At 67.7% G+C, this 16,971-nt stretch carries 14 protein-coding genes, 1 tRNA gene and 1 pseudogene; 9 read left to right on the top strand and 7 right to left on the bottom strand.

Going from position 1 to position 16,971, the window contains the following annotated elements:
- Positions 1 to 20: 20 nt before the first annotated feature.
- The 6 genes and pseudogenes from INQ42_RS08210 to INQ42_RS08185 all read right to left on the bottom strand — a co-directional run bounded on the left by INQ42_RS08210 (position 21) and on the right by INQ42_RS08185 (position 5,715).
- Positions 21 to 1,844: pseudogene (locus INQ42_RS08210) on the bottom strand (DUF885 domain-containing protein).
- A 30-nt stretch (positions 1,845 to 1,874) separates the two neighbouring features.
- Positions 1,875 to 2,579, bottom strand: coding sequence for a DUF502 domain-containing protein (locus INQ42_RS08205; RefSeq protein ID WP_194033846.1), 705 nt, complete (start codon positions 2,577 to 2,579; stop codon positions 1,875 to 1,877).
- 66 nt (positions 2,580 to 2,645) lie between these two features.
- A complete protein-coding gene (locus INQ42_RS08200) occupies positions 2,646 to 4,550 on the bottom strand; it encodes a bifunctional serine/threonine-protein kinase/formylglycine-generating enzyme family protein (protein ID WP_194033845.1) in 1,905 nt (634 codons plus the stop codon).
- A gap of 131 nt (positions 4,551 to 4,681) precedes the next feature.
- Positions 4,682 to 5,167, bottom strand: a complete 486-nt coding sequence (locus INQ42_RS08195) for a DUF4442 domain-containing protein (protein WP_194033844.1) — start codon at positions 5,165 to 5,167, stop codon at positions 4,682 to 4,684.
- 79 nt (positions 5,168 to 5,246) lie between these two features.
- On the bottom strand, positions 5,247 to 5,570 hold the full coding sequence (gene fdxA / locus INQ42_RS08190) for a ferredoxin FdxA (protein WP_043957349.1): 324 nt from the start codon (positions 5,568 to 5,570) through the stop codon (positions 5,247 to 5,249).
- Between the two features lie 69 nt (positions 5,571 to 5,639).
- Positions 5,640 to 5,715 (bottom strand) — tRNA-Glu (locus tag INQ42_RS08185).
- Between the two features lie 107 nt (positions 5,716 to 5,822).
- Here INQ42_RS08185 and pcnB point away from each other — a divergent pair.
- The 5 genes from pcnB (at position 5,823) to panD (ending at position 9,887) form a co-directional block, all read left to right on the top strand.
- Positions 5,823 to 7,160, top strand: coding sequence for a polynucleotide adenylyltransferase PcnB (gene pcnB, locus INQ42_RS08180; RefSeq protein ID WP_194033843.1), 1,338 nt, complete (start codon positions 5,823 to 5,825; stop codon positions 7,158 to 7,160).
- Positions 7,157 to 7,681, top strand: coding sequence for a 2-amino-4-hydroxy-6-hydroxymethyldihydropteridine diphosphokinase (gene folK / locus INQ42_RS08175; protein ID WP_194033842.1), 525 nt, complete (start codon positions 7,157 to 7,159; stop codon positions 7,679 to 7,681). The genes pcnB and folK overlap by 4 nt, the downstream gene beginning before the upstream one ends.
- Before the next feature lie 16 nt (positions 7,682 to 7,697).
- The gene (gene panB, locus INQ42_RS08170) at positions 7,698 to 8,525 is read left to right on the top strand and encodes a 3-methyl-2-oxobutanoate hydroxymethyltransferase (RefSeq protein ID WP_194033841.1); all 828 of its coding nucleotides are present in this window, start codon (positions 7,698 to 7,700) and stop codon (positions 8,523 to 8,525) included.
- Positions 8,526 to 8,561: 36 nt separating this feature from the next.
- The gene (gene panC, locus INQ42_RS08165; protein WP_194033840.1) at positions 8,562 to 9,410 is read left to right on the top strand and encodes a pantoate--beta-alanine ligase; all 849 of its coding nucleotides are present in this window, start codon (positions 8,562 to 8,564) and stop codon (positions 9,408 to 9,410) included.
- Between the two features lie 96 nt (positions 9,411 to 9,506).
- Positions 9,507 to 9,887 (top strand): aspartate 1-decarboxylase, encoded by a 381-nt coding sequence (gene panD, locus INQ42_RS08160; RefSeq protein ID WP_193983689.1) that lies wholly within the window; start codon positions 9,507 to 9,509, stop codon positions 9,885 to 9,887.
- A gap of 347 nt (positions 9,888 to 10,234) precedes the next feature.
- On the opposite strand, the gene queG is transcribed toward panD, so the two are convergent.
- On the bottom strand, positions 10,235 to 11,311 hold the full coding sequence (queG, locus tag INQ42_RS08155) for a tRNA epoxyqueuosine(34) reductase QueG (RefSeq protein WP_407070806.1): 1,077 nt from the start codon (positions 11,309 to 11,311) through the stop codon (positions 10,235 to 10,237).
- A gap of 70 nt (positions 11,312 to 11,381) precedes the next feature.
- Between queG and INQ42_RS08150 the strand changes: the two genes are divergently transcribed.
- The 4 genes from INQ42_RS08150 (at position 11,382) to mutL (ending at position 16,970) form a co-directional block, all read left to right on the top strand.
- The gene (locus INQ42_RS08150; protein WP_194033838.1) at positions 11,382 to 12,899 is read left to right on the top strand and encodes an NAD(P)H-hydrate dehydratase; all 1,518 of its coding nucleotides are present in this window, start codon (positions 11,382 to 11,384) and stop codon (positions 12,897 to 12,899) included.
- Positions 12,896 to 13,372, top strand: a complete 477-nt coding sequence (tsaE, locus tag INQ42_RS08145) for a tRNA (adenosine(37)-N6)-threonylcarbamoyltransferase complex ATPase subunit type 1 TsaE (protein WP_194033837.1) — start codon at positions 12,896 to 12,898, stop codon at positions 13,370 to 13,372. The genes INQ42_RS08150 and tsaE overlap by 4 nt, the downstream gene beginning before the upstream one ends.
- 88 nt (positions 13,373 to 13,460) lie before the next feature.
- A complete protein-coding gene (locus INQ42_RS08140; RefSeq protein ID WP_194033836.1) occupies positions 13,461 to 14,999 on the top strand; it encodes an N-acetylmuramoyl-L-alanine amidase in 1,539 nt (512 codons plus the stop codon).
- A gap of 99 nt (positions 15,000 to 15,098) precedes the next feature.
- Positions 15,099 to 16,970, top strand: coding sequence for a DNA mismatch repair endonuclease MutL (gene mutL / locus INQ42_RS08135; RefSeq protein ID WP_194033835.1), 1,872 nt, complete (start codon positions 15,099 to 15,101; stop codon positions 16,968 to 16,970).
- Position 16,971 lies beyond the last annotated feature (1 nt).

Raw genomic sequence — 16,971 nt, 5'->3', positions numbered from 1 at the left:
GTTCCGATCCGCTTCGCAACTTACCGGGTCGCCGCGATCCAGCGGTCGATCTTGCCTTCCAGCACGTCCAGCGGGACCGAGCCGTCCTTCAGGACTTCAGCATGGAACTGGCGGATGTCGAACGTCCCGCCCAGTGCCTCCTCGGCGCGCTTGCGCAGTTCCAGGATCTTCAGTTCGCCGATCTTGTAGGCCAACGCCTGGCCGGGGATCGCCATGTACCGCTCCGCTTCGGCGACGGCCTGGGTCCGGCTTTCCGCGGAGTTCCCGAGCATGTAGTCGATCACCTGCTCGCGGGTCCAGCCCTTGCTGTGCAGGCCGGTATCCACCACCAGCCGGATCGCGCGCCACAGCTCGTTCTGCAGGTAGCCGAAGTGGCTGTAGGGATCCTCGTAGACGCCCAACTCCTTGCCCAGCGACTCGGCATACAGCCCCCAGCCTTCGATGTAGGCGGTCTGACCGCCAAAGCGGCGGAAGGCCGGCAGGCCGGTCAGCTCCTGCTGCAGGGCAAGCTGGAAATGGTGGCCGGGGATCGCCTCGTGCAGGAACAGGTCCTCCGCGTCCCAGGTCTTGCGCGTCGGCAGGTCGTAGGTATTGACGTAGAAGACGCCCGGACGGGTGCCGTCTTCGCTGGGCGTCATGTAGGAACCACCGGCCGCGGACTGGGCGCGGAAGGCCTCCACCGGGCGAATCTCGAACGGCGCCCTGGGCACCAGCGAGAACAGCTCGGGCACTTTCGCGTTGACCTCGGCTTCCAGGCCCCGATAGAACGCGAGCAGCTCGTCCTCGCTGGCAAACTCGAAGCGCGGATCGGTCTGCATGAAGACGAAGAATTCCTGCAGCGTGCCCCTGAAGCCGACCTCATCCATGACCTCGTGCATGCGCCCGTGGATCCGTGCCACCTCGTCCAGGCCGATCTGGTGGATCTGTGCCGGCGAGAGGTCGGTGGTGGTCGACTGGTGGACCCGGAATGCGTACCAGTCCTGGCCGTTCGGCAGGTCGGACATGCCGGCCGAGTCGCGGGTATGCGGAAGGTAGTCGTTGGCGATGTAGTCGCGCAGGTGGCTGTAGGACGGCATCAGCACGGTCGAGATCAACCGGGCGTAGTCGTCCTCGATGCGCTTGCGGTCGGCGTCCGAAAAGCTCTCCGGCATGTCCGCCACCGGCTTTCAGAACAGCGTCTGGCGCGGGTCTTCCTTGATCAGTGCATCCAGTTGCGGCAGCACTTTTTCCATGAGCGCGCGCGGCTGCACGACGCCGGCCTGGATGCCTTCGCCCATGTTGGCGATCGCCTGGTTGAACAGCACCGGCACGTTGCTCGCGCGTTCGCGCCAGTTGTCGTAGTCCTGCACCGTCTTGAAGGGCTGTGCACCCGTGCCAGAGCCCAGTTGAACGAAGGTGGAGGCGATGTTGTAGAACTGGTTGACCGGCTGCATCCAGGCGGGGAACTTCTGGCTCGCCAGCTCGTCGCGGGCGTCTTCGACAAAGATCTGCCAGCTCAGCAGGTCCTGGCCTTCAAGGCCGTCAGGACCGAGGGACTCGATCTTTTCCAGCCAGTCGGTGGTGAATGCGCGGCTGGTCTCGCGGTACTCGCGCGAGAGAAAGTTCGGCAGCTGGTCGTTGTAGCGGCCATCGCCCTGATAGGTCGCGGCCAGGGGGTTGCGCTTGAGCATCTCCTCCCAGTACTGGGCGTACAGGCGGTCCAGGTGGGCGGCCTTGTCGCTGACCGCCCCGGTATTCGCGGCTGCGGCCGCCTGCGGGGTGCCTGGCGCAGTACCCGGCGAGCAGCCGGCCATGATCGCGGCGAGCGCGGTGCCCAGTACCGCTTGATGGGTGGATCGGCGCATATCGGGAGCTCCAGACAGTGGGTGTCAGTCTCAGCCGGCGGCCGGATCGGCAGGCGGCGTTGGCGGCGTTGGCGGCGCGGCGGTCGCCTCGGCCGGCGCAGAGAATGGAATGTTGTCCGGCGAAATCGCGCCACCGGAGATGATGAAACCCATCGCCTGGTCGACGCTCCAGTCGGTCGGGGTCAGTTTCTCGATCGGCACGATCTCCAGATAGCCCGACGTCGGATTGGGCGTGGTCGGTACGTAGACCGCGGCGAGCTCACGACCGGTGCCTTGCTCGCGCAGCACGCGGGTCACGAACCCCACCGATTTCATCTGGTCGTGGGGAAAATCGATCAGGACCACGCGCTGGGTGCCCCCGGGCTTGGTCTGCAGGATGTTCAGCAATTGCCGTGCGCTGCCGTAGATCGTGTTGGCGAAAGGCACCCGTCCGATCAGCTTCTCGACCCAGCGCAGCAGTTGCTGGCCGAAGACCCGGTGCGACATGGCGCCGGTGAACAGGATCAGCAGCAAGGTCGCCAGCAGCGCCAGCAGTGTCTGCACCCACGAATCGGCCAGCCAGCCCAGCGACTGCGGATCCACGCTCGCAATTCGCTGCAGTATCGGACCGGTGATCGGTCGGCTGATGTCCGACAGCAGGGAAAATACAAACCGGACCACGATCAGGGTCAACCAAAGGGGCAGCAGGGTCAGCAGGCCGGTGAGGAACAGTCGTTGCAGGGTGGGTGTGCGCATGCCGCGATTGTAGACGTCGCGCTCCTCCTTCCGACGCGGCTCGGCCTTCTGTGCGCGAATACCCGCTCAGGGCTCGCGCAGGAGGCGGAAACCCACGTCGTCGTAGCCGCGCCCCGCATCAAGCACACGCCTGCCTTCCTGCTTGCGCCAGGACTCGCCGAGCACGGCGCGTTCCTGGCACCCGTCGCCACAGTCGAGCTGCCAAAGGGAGATTTCGCGACCGCTGATCTGTGGAGCGATGGATCGTGATTCCGCGACCGTCGGCAGGCGGTAGCTGTGACCGGTCTGCTGCTGCAGCCACTGGGCGTAGGCCTGCGCATCGGCCAGGGAGACGCAGAGCACGGGTTCGGCGCCGCCCTGGTCAAAACCCGGCGACCGCCAGTCTCTCGGTGCCAGGACCCGCAGCAGCGACGAGCGCTCGCGGCAGAGCGAAGGCTTGCGTGCCGTGGCCTCGGCGAAAGCCGCGTAGTCATCCCGGCTTACCGGCTTGGTTGCGAGCGCTCCAGCACCAGCGTTGGCGGCGCTGCGTGGCTGTGAACCCGTGGGCACCGCGGCTGCCCGCGTCTGCAACCTGCGAACCGTCGACGGCGCAAGCCCCATCGGCTCGGCCAACGCGGCGATCGCGGTGGCCGCTGAACTGTCCGAGCGATCGGCTGCCCTGCTGATACGCGCCTCCAGGGTCTTCTCGATTCCCGCCCGAAGGCGCAACTGGGCGGCTGACTCCAGACGGGACGTCTCGGTGCCAAGCAGCCGGATGCGATCTATCTGCCGGCCCGCCTGTTCGTCCCGGGCATCGGCCAGATTGGCCAGGGCGGATTCACCCAGGGCTGTGGTCAATGTATCGACAAGCTCCACCAGGGCGGGATCGTCCGGGTTGCTCGCCCAGGCGGTCATGACGGTGGAGAACGCATTGTCGTCATCCGGCGTGGTGAGCCGGTTCTGCGCAATCTGCTGCCTGGCCTTGTCGAGCGCGACCTGCAGCGGTGCTTCCGGCAGGGGCTCCAACATCGCGGGGATGGGATCCTCGCGGGTTTGCTCATCAACGAGTCGCTGGGCCTCCCGCTCAGCTTCTTCGACCGCGGTGTCCCTGCTGGCCAGTGGCAGGGCCAACACCAGCGCAGCCACTATGGCGGTGGCCAGCCAGACACGCCCGGGAACGCGGGCCAAGCCGTGTGCCACGCGATCCCGGCCCAGCGTGGCTCGGGGCCAGCGGCCACGCCGCTCGACCTGGTCGAGCATGGCCGACATCTGCGCTGTGTCTGCAAAGCGTTGCGCAGGCTGCTTGGCAAGCGCCCGGTTCATGAAGCGCTGCCAATGGCGCAGGTGCGGCGGAAGTCGGGGGATCGGGTTCTGCGCGTGCATCACCGCCATCGCCAGCGCGTCACCGGCCTCGTAGGGCAGGTGTCCGGTCATCATCTCCCAGGCCAGCACGCCCAGGCTGTAGAGGTCGGCGCGTCCGTCCACGTCTTCGCCCCGGGCCTGCTCGGGGGCCATGTAGGCTGTGCTGCCCACGGCCAGTCCGGTCGCTGTCACCCGCGGCCCGAAGCCGCGTCGCAGCGCGATCCCGAAGTCGGCCAGCAAGGGCTGCTCGGTGTCACCGAAGAGGACGTTTTCCGCCTTGACGTCGCGGTGGACCACGCCGCGGCCGTGGGCATATTCCAGCGCGGACAGCAGTACCCGCAAGGTCGCAATGATGCGCGCCTCTTCCGGCCTGCCGTCGTCGCGCAGGAAGCTGCGCTGGCCCAGATGGCCCCGCGCGAGATAAGGCATCGTGTAGTAGGGCAGGCCGTCGGCGGTGCGGCCCAGCTCGTGGATGCGCACCACGTGCGGATGCTCAAGGCGCGCGATGGTACGGACCTCGTTCTCGAACCGGCGCCGGCTGACTTCGTCCGACAAGGCGGTGCTTGCCATCACCTTGATGGCAACTTCGCGCGACGGCGCCAGTTGCTCGGCCAGGTAGACGGTGGACATGCCCCCACGGTTCAGCACCCGAAGCAGTCGATAGCCCCGGATTTGCGGTAGTGGATGCTCGTCGTCGATGTAATTCGCGCTTGTCATCGCGGCCCCCTGTCGCGAATCTGCGAGCATACCCCCGAGTCGCGTTATCCGGGCGTGTCCGGCTCGACACCGCTGCTGCGATCGCGGTCACGCTTGCGCCGAACGTACAGCTGCTTGCGGACCCGGGCAACGACATCGCTGGACGCGTCAATCACATCGGTGTCGAACCAGCGCAGGACCTTGTCACCGTCCGCGGTGGCCTGGCGCAGCTCGTCCAGGACATCCTCCTCCAGATCGAAGCTTGCGCGGACAGTGCCACGACCGGGTTTGACGAATTCGATCGCGCCCGCCTTGTCCCACACGATGTAGTCGCGGCCCAGCGACTGCATGACCAGCAGCATCCAGAACGGGTCGGTCATCGAAAAAAGGCTGCCGCCGAAATGGGTGCGCACATAGTTGCGGTTCCAGGGCCGCATGCGCAGCTCGACCCGTGCATGGCGGTAGTCCGCGTCCAGCCGGCTCACGTGGACGCCACTGAACAGGAAGGGCGGCCAGAGATTGAGGACGTGGCGAAGGAGTCCGGCTTTCATTGGCGGGGCAGCTCAGCGAGGGGCGGCCAGCCTGCCATACGCGCGCGTATATTCAAGCGAACGCCGCGAGCGGTCCGTGTCAGCGCTCCAGCAGCGGCAGCTTTCCGGTTCTGTCGTCCCACTCGGCCGCGTCGGCCGGAGGGTCCTTGCGCGTGGAGATGATCGGCCAGAGCGCGGCCAACTCCGCGTTGAGCGCCACGTAGACCTCCTGTCCACGCGGCACGTCGTCCTCCGGGTAGATCGCGTTGACCGGGCATTCGGGCTCGCACAGCGTGCAGTCGATGCACTCTTCGGGATTGATCACCAGGAAGTTGGGACCTTCATGGAAGCAGTCGACCGGACACACCTCGACGCAATCGGTGTACTTGCACTTGATGCAGCTCTCGGTGACGACGAAGGTCATGACTCGTATTCCCGGATGTCAGCTCACGAAAAAGAAAGCCCGCGCAGCGATGCGCGGGCTTTCGGTAGATGGTGCTCCCTACGAGATTCGAACTCGTGTTTTAGCCGTGAGAGGGCCACGTCCTAGGCCTCTAGACGAAGGGAGCAGATCCACGCCGGACTCTCACCGTTGCGTGGCCGCACAGTATAGGGACGGCCGAACCTTCCGGCAACTGGTATCCTGCGAAATTCCCAAAGCGGCGACGCCCGCCTGATGCCTGAACAAAACCCATCTTCCAAGCCCGAACTGCGGATCATCCCGCGCGACCAGCACAACGTCTCCCGCAAGGACATCAGTCCCAATGCGCTGCGGGTGCTTTACAGGTTGCGCGACGGCGGCTTCTCCGCGTATCTGGTAGGCGGCGCGGTGCGCGACCTCCTGGCCGGACGCCAGCCCAAGGACTTCGACGTGGCCACCAGCGCGACGCCCGAGGAGGTCAAGCAGCTGTTCCGCAACTGCCGCCTGATCGGTCGCCGGTTCCGTCTGGCCCACGTGGTGTTCGGCCGCGAGATCATCGAGGTGGCGACGTTCCGCGCCAACACCGACGATGGCAGCGGCGACCGCGAGCAGCACGAGGGCGGCAGGCTGTTGCGCGACAACGTCTACGGCACCATCGAGGACGATGCGGTCAGGCGCGACTTCACCGCCAACGCGCTGTACTACACGATCGAAGATTTTTCGGTCCGCGACTACACCGGCGGCTTCGAGGACGTGCAGAAGCGCCTGATGCGGCTGATCGGCGATCCGGAAACTCGTTACCGCGAGGATCCGGTGCGCATGCTGCGCGCGGTCCGGCTGGCGGCCAAACTCGGCTTCGAGATCGAGCCGGCCACGGCGGAACCGATCCCGCGGCTTGCGTCCCTGCTCTCTGAAGCAGCGTCGGCACGCCTGTTCGAGGAATGCCTGAAGCTGTTTCTCTCAGGTCACGCGGTAAAGAGCTTTGAAGGGCTCGAGGCCCGCGGCCTGCTGCCGGCGCTGTTCCCGGATACCGCGGCGGCATTGAAGGCCAACCGCAGCGGCGCGTTGCGCAGCGTGGTGATCGATGGCTTGCGCGGCACCGATGAGCGCGTGGCCAACGACGAACCGGTGTCGCCGGCATTCCTGTTCGCCCTGCTGCTGTGGCCGGCGTATTGCCGCGCGTTGATCGCGCTGCAGGCGCAGGGCGTGCAGCCCATCGATGCGCAGCGACGGGCCGCTGACCGGGTCACGGTGCGCCAGTTGTCCACCGTCGCCCTGCCGCGCCGGTTCTCCATTCCGATGCAGGAAATCTGGCTCCTGCAGTCGCGCTTTTCGCTGCACCAGACCAAACGCGTGTCGCGGATGCTGGGCCATCCCCGGTTCCGCGCCGCATTCGATTTCCTCAGCCTGCGGCTTGCCGCGTCCGATGAGCACGCCGAGGACGTCGCGTTCTGGCGCGAGCAGCAGGAGCTGGTGGGGATGGGTCCCGGCCAGCCGAGTCCGCGGCCGCGCGATGATGGGGATGCCGAGGACGACGCACCTGCGCGACCGCGCCGACGAAGCCGCAGGTCCACCGCAGCCGCCGGCGAATGACCGCCAGCGTTGTGTTCGTCGGCCTGGGCAGCAACCTGGGCGACAGCGCGGCGATCATGCGCACGGCCTTCGCGGCCTTGGGCAACCTGAAGGACACCAGTGTCCTGGCGACCTCCGCGTTGTATCGCACACCCGCGTGGGGTGTGACCGATCAGCCGGACTTCCTCAATGCCGTCGCCATGCTGCGCACGGATCTGGCCCCACAGGCGCTGCTAGGCGCACTGCTGGAGATCGAACGCGAGGCAGGGCGGGTGCGCCGGGACGATGGCAGCGACCGCTGGGGGCCGCGAACGCTCGATCTTGACCTGTTGCTGTACGGCGATCGCATCATCGACGAGCCTGGCCTGAGGGTGCCGCACCCGCACCTGCACGAGCGTGCCTTCGCCTTGCTGCCCCTGTTGGAAATCGCGCCCGACGCCACCATCCCGGGCATTGGACCGGCGGCCGACGCGCTGAGCGGGTTGGCCTGCGCGGACATCGAAGCGCTACCGTGTACCACCGCCGCACCCCCACGCGGCTGATAGCGAGCACTGAGCCATGTATACCTCCCCGTCATCTCCCGTTGAGCGCAAGCCCTGGACCGTGCCGATGCTGCGCGCGGCCAAGGCGGACGGCCGGAAGATGGCCATGTTGACCTGCTACGACGCGGGATTCGCCCATGCGGTGGAGGCGGCCGGAATCGACCTGATACTGATCGGCGACTCGCTGGGCATGGTGGTGCAGGGCCACGACAGCACCTTGCCGGTCACCGTGGACGACATCGCTTACCACACCGCCTGCGTCGCCCGTGGCCTGCGGACCGCGCTGCTGGTAGCCGACATGCCGTTCCAGTCCGATGCCTCGCCGACCCGCGCACTGGATGCGGCGACACGCTTCCTGCAGGCCGGCGCGGCGATGGTCAAGATCGAGGGCGCCGGGCCGAAGCTCGAGGTCATCCGCTATCTGGTCGAGCGCGAGATTCCGGTCTGCGCGCACCTGGGGCTGACCCCGCAGTCCGTGCTGCGCCTGGGCGGCTACCGCGTGCAGGGCCGCGACGAGACGGCCGCCGCCAAGCTGCTGGACGATGCACGCGCCGTTGGCGAGGCAGGCGCGGAATTGCTGGTGCTGGAGTGCGTGCCAAGCGCGGTGGCCAGCACCATCAGTGCGGCGCTGGACATTCCGACCATCGGTATCGGCGCCGGTCCGCAGTGCGATGGCCAGGTGCTGGTGCTGCACGACATGCTCGGCCTGGCCGGCGGGCAGCGCCGACCGAAGTTCGTCAAGGACTTCCTTGCCGAGGGTGGCTCGGTGGTCGGCGCCATGCAGGCCTATGCCGCCGCGGTGCGTGCCGGTGACTTCCCCGGCCCGGAACACTCCTACGCCTGAGTCATCCATGTCGTCCTGTTTGCGGCCGAGAATCCAATGATCCCGACCATCACCGAGCTTGCGGCGTTGCGTGAGCGTGTCCTTGGGTGGAAACAGGCGGGCCTGCGCGTGGGCTTCGTGCCGACGATGGGCAACCTGCATGCCGGCCACCAGTCCCTGGTCCGGCTCGCCCGCGAACACGCCGACCGCGTGGTCGCCAGCGTGTTCGTCAATCCGACCCAGTTCGGACCGGGCGAGGACTACGAGCGCTACCCGCGCACGGTCGACGCCGACCTGTCCGCGCTGGAGGAAGCGGGCGCCGACGCGATGTGGCTGCCTTCGGTGGAGACGATGTATCCGTACGGCATGGGGGGCGTGGTGGAGATCCGCGTGCCCGGCGTGACGGGTGTTCTGGAAGGGGCGCACCGCCCCGGCCACTTCGACGGCGTCACCACGGTCGTGGCCCGGCTGTTCAACCAGGTGCAGGCGGATGTCGCGGTCTTCGGGCGCAAGGATTACCAGCAACTGGCGGTGATCCGTTACATGGTCCGCGAGCTGGCATTCCCCGTCGAACTGGTGGCTGCGCCGATCGTCCGCGAAGCCGACGGCCTGGCGATGAGCTCACGCAACCAGTATCTGTCGCCGCGGGACCGCCAGACCGCGACCGCGATCCATCGCGCTTTGCAATACGCGCGAGACGCAGCCATCGCCGGTACGCCACTGCGCACGGTGGAGCAGGACGCGGCAGCGCGACTCACCGCGGCGGGCTTTGCGGTTGACTACGTCGCCATCCGGCACCGGGACCTGAGCGCGGCTGATTCCGATGCTGCCGGTCCGCTGGTTGCGCTGGCCGCGGCGCGACTGGGAAGCACGCGGCTGATCGACAACATCGAGTTCGAACGCTAGACACGTCATTTCGTCGCCACTCATGCTGCAGTGCGCCATCCCCTGATAAACTCGCATTTCCACACGCCGCTGCCGTCCGGTCGGAGTTTTTGAACCATGCAATTGAACCTGCTCAAGGCCAAGATCCACCGCGCCACCGTCACCCACGCCGAGCTGCATTACGAAGGCTCGTGTGCGATCGACGGCCGGCTGCTGGATATTTCCGGCATCCGCGAATACGAACAGATCCACATCTACAACATCGACAGCGGCCATCGCTTCGTGACCTATGCGATCCGGGCCGAGGAAGGCAGCGGGATCATCTCGGTCAACGGCGCCGCCGCGCACTGCGCCAAGCCGGGCGACCTGGTGATCATCTGCGCGTATGCGCAGTTCGACGAAGCCCAGGCGGCGCAGTTCAAGCCGACGCTGGTGTACGTCGATGCCGACAACGCGATGACCCACACCAACGACTCGATCCCCGCGCAAGCGGCGTGATCCCGCCGGCCTGGTTGCGATATGCGCCGGGTGGTCGGGGCACCGGGAGCGAACGCCGCTGGCACCGGGAGCGAATGCCGTTGGTGCGAATGTCCCCCGGCACCGGTGAAGCCGGTGCCTCCTCCTTTATTTCGCTCCAACGGCATTCGCTCCCGTCGCTGAAGCACGTGAGCGCAAGCCCGGCCACGTGAGCGCAAACCCCGCTGTGCGTTGTCCGCCCACCGCGGCCACCCGATAGAGGTAGCTGCAGGCGTTCCGGGCGAAATAAAGGAGGAGGCCTCCGCCGCAGGTGGAGGCCGGGGGACATTCGCCCGGAACGTCTGCAGCTACCACCCCCCCATCAAAGCTTAGTCGCCGCGCTCGCGATGGCGCTGCAATGCCCACGTCACGTGTTCGCGCACAAGGTCGTCATCGATGTCCTGACGTGACTCCAGGGCCGAAAGGACTTCTGCAGTTGTCGGCGCGTTACCGAGTGCGACGGCGATGTTGCGCAGCCAGCGGCGGTAACCGCTGCGGCGGATCGCCGAGCCCTCGGTGCGCTCCAGGAACTCCGCCTCCGTCCACGCAAACAGGTCCACCAGGCTGGCCTCGTCCAGGTTGTTGCGGGCGCGGAAGTCCGGCTCGTCGCTGCGCTTGGCGAACTTGTTCCACGGGCACACCAGCTGGCAATCGTCGCAGCCGAAGATCCGGTTGCCGATCGGCTCGCGGAACTCCAACGGGATCGGGCCGTCGTTTTCGATCGTGAGGTAGGAGATGCACCGCCGCGCGTCAAGCCGGTAGGGGGCGGTGATCGCCTGCGTGGGGCACACATCGATGCAGCGCGAGCAGGTGCCGCAGTGGGATGTGGCGGGCTCGTCGACGGGCAGCGGCAAGTCCAGGTAGATCTCGCCGAGGAAGAACCACGAGCCGCCGTCGCGGTCGATCAGGCAGGTGTGCTTGCCGATCCAGCCCAGCCCGGCATTGCGGGCCAGCGCGCGCTCCAGCACCGGCGCGGAATCCACGAAGACGCGGTGGCCAAACGGCCCGACCAGTTCGGCGACGCGGTCGGCGAGGCGCTGCAGGCGCTGGCGCATCAGCTTGTGGTAATCGCGGCCCAGGGCGTAGCGGGCGACGTAGGCGCGCTCCCCATCGCCCAGGGTCTGCCACGCCTCGGTGTCGTCGCGGCGTCCGTAGTCCAGGCCCACCGAGACCACGCGCAAGGTCCCGGGGACCAGCTCGGCCGGGCGCGAGCGCTTCTCGCCGTGGCGGGCCATCCATTCCATCGATCCGTACAGGCCGTTTTCCAGCCAGTCGCGGAGGTGCCCCTCGTCCTCGCCCAGCTCGATGCCGCTGATGCCGCAGCGCTGGAAGCCGAACTCCGCGGCCAGTTCACGGATGCGCAGCGCGAGCACGGCCGGGTCGGCGTCAGCGCGATCGGGCAACAGCGTCACGCTGATGGCATCTGGCGAGGGGCGGGGGGGATGGGTCACGGCACTGCAAGTATAGAATCGCCGCATGTCGCCTGCCGTCCTCCATACCAGCGATGCCTTGCGGGAAATCGAACAGCGCGCTGCCGTCCGGTTCGGTGATCCGTTCGAACTGATGCGCCGTGCCGGTCGCGCCGCGTGGCAGGCGGTCATGCAGCACTGGCCGCACGCGCAGTCGCTCATGGTCATTTGCGGGCCAGGCAACAACGGCGGCGACGGTTACGTGCTGGCGACGCTGGCGCAGGCATCCGGCCGCCGGGTGCACGTGCTCTGCCTCCCCGGCCATGAGCCGCGGACCGCCGAGTGCCGCCGGGCCAGACAGGAGTACGTCGATGCGGGGGGTGAACTGGTCGCGGGGGAACGACCGCCGCCGGACGCCGACTTGCTGGTGGATGCGCTGTTCGGCATCGGGCTGACGCGCGCACTGGAGGGGCCGGTCGCGGCGCTGGTCGAGCGCATCAACGGGCTTTCCACTCCGGTCCTCGCGCTTGATGTGCCCAGCGGCGTGGTCGCAGACACTGGAGCGGTGGGATCGGTGGCTGTGGTCGCCGACCTCACCCTGGAATTCATCGCCGCCAAGGCCGGTTTGCGCACCGCGGCTGCCCGGGATTTCACCGGTCAACTTCAGGTTGCCGAGTTGGGACTGGAGCAAACCGACCTGCGCTCGACACAGGCCGGCGTGGCCTGGCTGAGGGCGCAGGACCTGGCGCAGTGGCTGGAGCCGCGTCGGCGTGACAGCCACAAGGGTCGCAACGGTCGACTGCTTTGCATCGGCGGGGACCACGCGCATGGCGGCGCCATCATGCTCGCGGCCGAGGCTGCCCTGCGCGCGGGCTCCGGCCTCGTCGATGTCGTCACCCGGGATGCCAACGTCGCGCCGCTGCTGACCCGGCTGCCGGAAGCGATGGTGCACGGTGACGGCAACGACGCCAGCACGGGCGACAGCGATGGCACGGCGTCGTCAGCGCTGGACGCGCTGATCAGCGATGCCTCCGCCATCGTGATCGGGCCGGGCCTGGGTCAGGGCGCGTGGGGCAGGGAACGGCTGCGCGTGATCTGCGCGTCCGGCCTGCCGGTGGTGCTGGATGCGGACGCCTTGAACCTGATCGCCGCCGGTGTCGTCGCGGCCCCTGCCAATGCCGTACTCACGCCGCATCCGGGCGAGGCGGCGCGGCTCTTGCAGACCGGGATCGATGATGTGCAGCGCGACCGCTTCGCCGCGGCGCGCGCAATCGCTTCGCGCTACCAGAGGGTGGTGGTGCTGAAGGGTGCCGGCACGATCGTCTCCGAACCTTGCGGCAACCTCAGCCTCATCGACGCCGGCAATCCCGGCATGGCCGTCGGCGGCATGGGCGATGTGCTGAGCGGGGTCATTGGTGCGCTGCTGGCGCAGGGACTCCCGCTGCGGGACGCCGCGGTATGTGGCGCCCTGCTGCACTCGGTCGCCGCGGACTCGGCGGCTGCAGATGGCGGCGAGCGCGGGCTGTTGCCGAGCGACCTCATGCGCTGGCTCCGATGCCACGCCAATCCCGGAGCCTCTCGATGAAGGTGTTCACGCTCGCCGACAGCAGCCGCACGGACCGGTTGGGGCAGGCGCTTGCGCGGACCCGGCCGCAGCACGCCGTGGTTCACCTGGAGGGTGACCTGGGGGCGGGCAAATCGACCCTGGCCCGTGCGCTGCTGCGCGAGCTGGGCGTGCGAGGCGCCATCCGCAGCCCGACCTATACGCTGGTCGAGCGCTATCCGCTGGCCGGCGGTGGAGAGGCGTGGCATCTGGATCTGTACCGGATCGGCGATCCGGCCGAGCTGGAATACCTCGGCCTGGACAGCGCGGATGTGACCCTGTGGCTGGTGGAATGGGCGGATCGCGGTCGTGGGGGTCTGCCACCGGCGGATCTTCACGTCCAGCTGGAGATCGAAGGGGACGGCCGTCGCGCCCGATTGTCGGCGCACAGCGATGCCGGGAGGGCGTGGCTGCAGCGGCTTGCCGGGGACGACGCTATCGCCGACGTCTCCTGAACCTTTTGGCAGGAAGATGCGGCAGGTATCGGATTAATAAGGGAAAAAGCGCTTGCAATACGCGGGTTGCGATGGTTGACTAGCCGGCATGCGAGTCCAATCCCCCAGCCTGCGCCGCCTGCTGCTCGGCTCCACGTTGATCGTCGCCTGCGCGGCCGCGGCGGTGAATGCCAGTGAAATCAAGGGCCTGCAGCTCAATGCGGGCGCCACTGGCACCCGCGCAGAGATCGCGCTGGACGCGCCAGGGGAGTTCAAGGTCATCAGCCTTGCCGGCCCGGATCGCCTGGTGATCGACATGCCGGCGTCTTCCGTCTCACCGACGCTCTCGGTTCCGGCCGGTGCCGGCGTCGTGAAGTCGGTACGCACCGGCAAGCCCGTGCCGGGGACGGCGCGCGTGGTGTTTGACCTCTCGCAGACGATTACGGCGCTCAAGCCGCGCATCGAGCAAAGCGGCAGTGGCCCGGTGCTGGTGGTGGAGTGGCCCGGCGATGGTGCTCCGGCGTCCGTGCCCGCAGCGGCTGTCGCGGCTTCGGTCACTCCGACACAGTCGCCGAGTGCGGACTCGACCGCTGCCGCCGCGCAGATGATGGCGCCGGTCACCACCCCGACGCCTACCCCGACCCCGGTGGACACCGCGGCCTCGGCGGAAGCCACCAGCCGGCTCATCTCCCAGATTGCTGCAGCCAATGCCGCCGCCTCGGCCAGGGAACTCGCGAACCGGCCTTCGCCACAGGCTGCCGCGATGCCCAGCATGGTCGCAGTCGCTCCCGCCCCTGTGCGTGCGACACCGCCGCCCGCGGCGTCTGCGCCGCCTGCTGCGACTGCTCCGGTCAAGACCATCCAGCAGGTCATGCAGGGCCAGGGCATGCGCCCGCTGGTGATCGCGATCGACCCCGGCCATGGCGGCCAGGATCCCGGCGCGATCGGCAAGGGCGGAACGCGTGAGAAGGACGTGGTGCTGGCGATCAGCAAGGAGCTGGCGCGCCAGATCAACGCCACTCCCGGGCTGAAGGCGTATATGACCCGCGAGCACGACGTATTCATCCCATTGAACAAGCGCGCCGCGCTGGCGCGGGCGGCCAAGGCCGACATGTTCATCTCCATCCACGCCGACGCGGCCGAGAACCGCAGTGCAGACGGCTCCTCGGTCTACGTGCTGTCGTTGCGCGGCGCGTCCTCGCAGCGTGCCCGCTGGCTGGCGGACAAGGAAAACTCGGCCGACCTGATCGGTGGCGCGCGCATGTCGGCCAACACGACGCTGGCCTCCGTGCTGCTCGACCTGACCCAGAGCGGGCACATGAAGGCCTCCGAAGATGCCGCCGGGCAGATCCTTGACGGGCTCAAGCGCGTGGGCAATGTCCACAAGCCGAGCATCGAGCGCGCCAACTTCGCGGTGCTGCGGACCTCGGACATGCCGGCGATGCTGGTCGAGACGGCCTTCATTTCCAACGCGACCGAAGAGATCCGGCTCAAGGATCCCGCGTTCCAGCGCAAGGTCGCCGGCGCGGTCCTGGACGGGGTCAACACCTTCTTCACCCGCCAGCCGCCGCCGGGCACGATGTTTGCTGCCCGCGCCGCGGCACTGGAAACCGCCTCCGCATCGGTCACCGCCGGCGGCAGTCCCTGAACGAGTGATGTTGCGTCGGGTGTCGGCGATCGCCTGACTCGGTCGTACAGGGCGCGTTCGCTATGATGGCCGGTCAGCCTTGCCAGGACCTGCCGCTCCGTGTCGATCCGCCCGCTCCCCGATACCCTGATCAACCAGATTGCCGCAGGCGAGGTCGTCGAGCGACCGGCATCGGTGGTGAAGGAACTGGTCGAGAATGCACTCGATTCGGGCGCCCGTCGGGTCGACATCGATCTGGAGGAGGGCGGGGCGCGGCTGATCCGGGTGCGCGACGACGGCTCCGGCATCGGGCCCGAAGAGCTGCCGCTGGCGGTGTCCCGACATGCCACGAGCAAGATCGCTTCCCTTGACGATCTTGAGGGCGTGCTTACGCTGGGTTTCCGTGGCGAGGCACTGCCGTCGATAGCGTCGGTCAGCCGCTTCGTGATGACCTCGCGGCCGGCCGATGCCGAGCACGGCTCTACGCTGGAAGTCGGCGGCGGGCAGGTCGGAAGCGTCGCGCCGAAGGCGCATCCGGTCGGGACCACGGTCGAGGTTCGCGATCTGTTCTTCAACGTGCCCGCGCGGCGCAAGTTCCTGCGCGCCGAGCGCACCGAGTTGTCGCATATCGAGGAGTGGCTGCGGCAACTGGCGCTGGCGCGTCCGGACGTCGAGGTGCGGGTGTCGCACAACGGCAAGCCGTCTCGGCGCTGGAAGGGCGACGCCGACATGCTCGACCAGGCCGGCCTGTCGGATCTGCGTCTGCACGAGACCCTGGGCGAGGAGTTCGCCAACAACGCCATCCCCGTCGACCACAGCGGCGCCGGCTTGCGCCTGCACGGCTGGATTGCCGAGCCCTCCTACAACCGGGCCTCCACCGATCAGCAGTACCTGTACTGCAATGGCCGTGCGATCCGCGATCGCAGCGTCGCCCATGCGGTCAAGCAGGCGTATTCGGACGTGCTGTTCCACGGTCGGCAGCCGGCCTACGTGCTCTTTCTCGAGCTGGATCCCCGGCGGGTCGATGTCAACGTGCATCCGGCCAAGCACGAGGTGCGGTTCCGCGACTCGCGGCTGATCCACGACTTCGTTTATCGGACGCTGCAGTCGGTGCTGGCGCGTACGCGTGCCGGCCAGTCAGCCGCGCTGCACGGAGTGCAGAACGCAGAGCACCTGGGCGGACCGGATAACAGCGATGGGGCATCGCAACAGGCGAACCAGTACCCCTGGCACCGCCCGCAGTCGCCGCTGGGGCTGCAGGTCGCCGACCAGCGCGCAGGGCTGGCGCAACTCTATGGTGCCCCGGCTTCGGCAGAACGATCCGATGACGCCTCACCTGAGGGTCTCGCTACTTCCAGCCACGCGCCGTTGCCGTCGAGCAGCGAAGCCACGCTTCCGCCATTGGGCTACGCCATTGCCCAGTTGCACGGCATCTACATCCTTGCCGAGAGCAGCGCCGGCCTGATCGTGGTCGACATGCACGCCGCCCACGAGCGCATCGGCTACGAGAAGCTCAAGCGGGCGCATGACGGCGAGGGCTTGCGGACCCAGCCGCTGCTGGTCCCGGCGACGCTGGCGGTGTCCGAACGCGAGGCCGAAGTCGCCGAGCGCGAAGCGGAAGTGCTCGCGACCCTGGGCTTCGAGGTCACCCGTTCCGGCCCGCAGTCGGTGACGATGCGCTCGGTACCCGCGCTGCTGGCGCATGGCGACGTGGAGGCGCTGCTGCGCGACGTCCTGGTCGATCTGCGCGAACATGGCGGTGCATCGCCGCTGGGGGGCATCCGCGTGTCCGCAGCGCGCGACGAACTGCTGTCCACGATGGCCTGCCATGGTGCAGTGCGCGCGAATCGGCGGCTCACGGTGCCTGAAATGAATGCGTTGCTGCGCGAGATGGAAATCACCGAGCGCTCCGGCCAGTGCAACCACGGCCGACCGACCTGGGCGCATTTCAGCCTGCCCGAGATCGACCGCTGGTTCCTGCGAGGACGTTGAG

Origin of the sequence: Lysobacter avium (assembly GCF_015209745.1) — a bacterium.
GTDB lineage: Bacteria > Pseudomonadota > Gammaproteobacteria > Xanthomonadales > Xanthomonadaceae > Novilysobacter > Novilysobacter avium.
This window is presented reverse-complemented; position numbering and strand designations above follow the sequence as displayed.

Bases quoted from the DNA above. Each gene is read 5' to 3' on its own strand.
- INQ42_RS08205 (WP_194033846.1), bottom strand. From the start codon at position 2,579: ATGCGCACACCCACCCTGCAACGACTGTTCCTCACCGGCCTGCTGACC.
- INQ42_RS08200 (WP_194033845.1), bottom strand. From the start codon at position 4,550: ATGTCCACCGTCTACCTGGCCGAGCAACTGGCGCCGTCGCGCGAAGTT.
- INQ42_RS08195 (WP_194033844.1), bottom strand. From the start codon at position 5,167: ATGAAAGCCGGACTCCTTCGCCACGTCCTCAATCTCTGGCCGCCCTTC.
- fdxA (WP_043957349.1), bottom strand. From the start codon at position 5,570: ATGACCTTCGTCGTCACCGAGAGCTGCATCAAGTGCAAGTACACCGAT.
- pcnB (WP_194033843.1), top strand. From the start codon at position 5,823: ATGCCTGAACAAAACCCATCTTCCAAGCCCGAACTGCGGATCATCCCG.
- folK (WP_194033842.1), top strand. From the start codon at position 7,157: ATGACCGCCAGCGTTGTGTTCGTCGGCCTGGGCAGCAACCTGGGCGAC.
- panB (WP_194033841.1), top strand. From the start codon at position 7,698: ATGTATACCTCCCCGTCATCTCCCGTTGAGCGCAAGCCCTGGACCGTG.
- panC (WP_194033840.1), top strand. From the start codon at position 8,562: ATGATCCCGACCATCACCGAGCTTGCGGCGTTGCGTGAGCGTGTCCTT.
- panD (WP_193983689.1), top strand. From the start codon at position 9,507: ATGCAATTGAACCTGCTCAAGGCCAAGATCCACCGCGCCACCGTCACC.
- INQ42_RS08150 (WP_194033838.1), top strand. From the start codon at position 11,382: ATGTCGCCTGCCGTCCTCCATACCAGCGATGCCTTGCGGGAAATCGAA.
- tsaE (WP_194033837.1), top strand. From the start codon at position 12,896: ATGAAGGTGTTCACGCTCGCCGACAGCAGCCGCACGGACCGGTTGGGG.
- INQ42_RS08140 (WP_194033836.1), top strand. From the start codon at position 13,461: ATGCGAGTCCAATCCCCCAGCCTGCGCCGCCTGCTGCTCGGCTCCACG.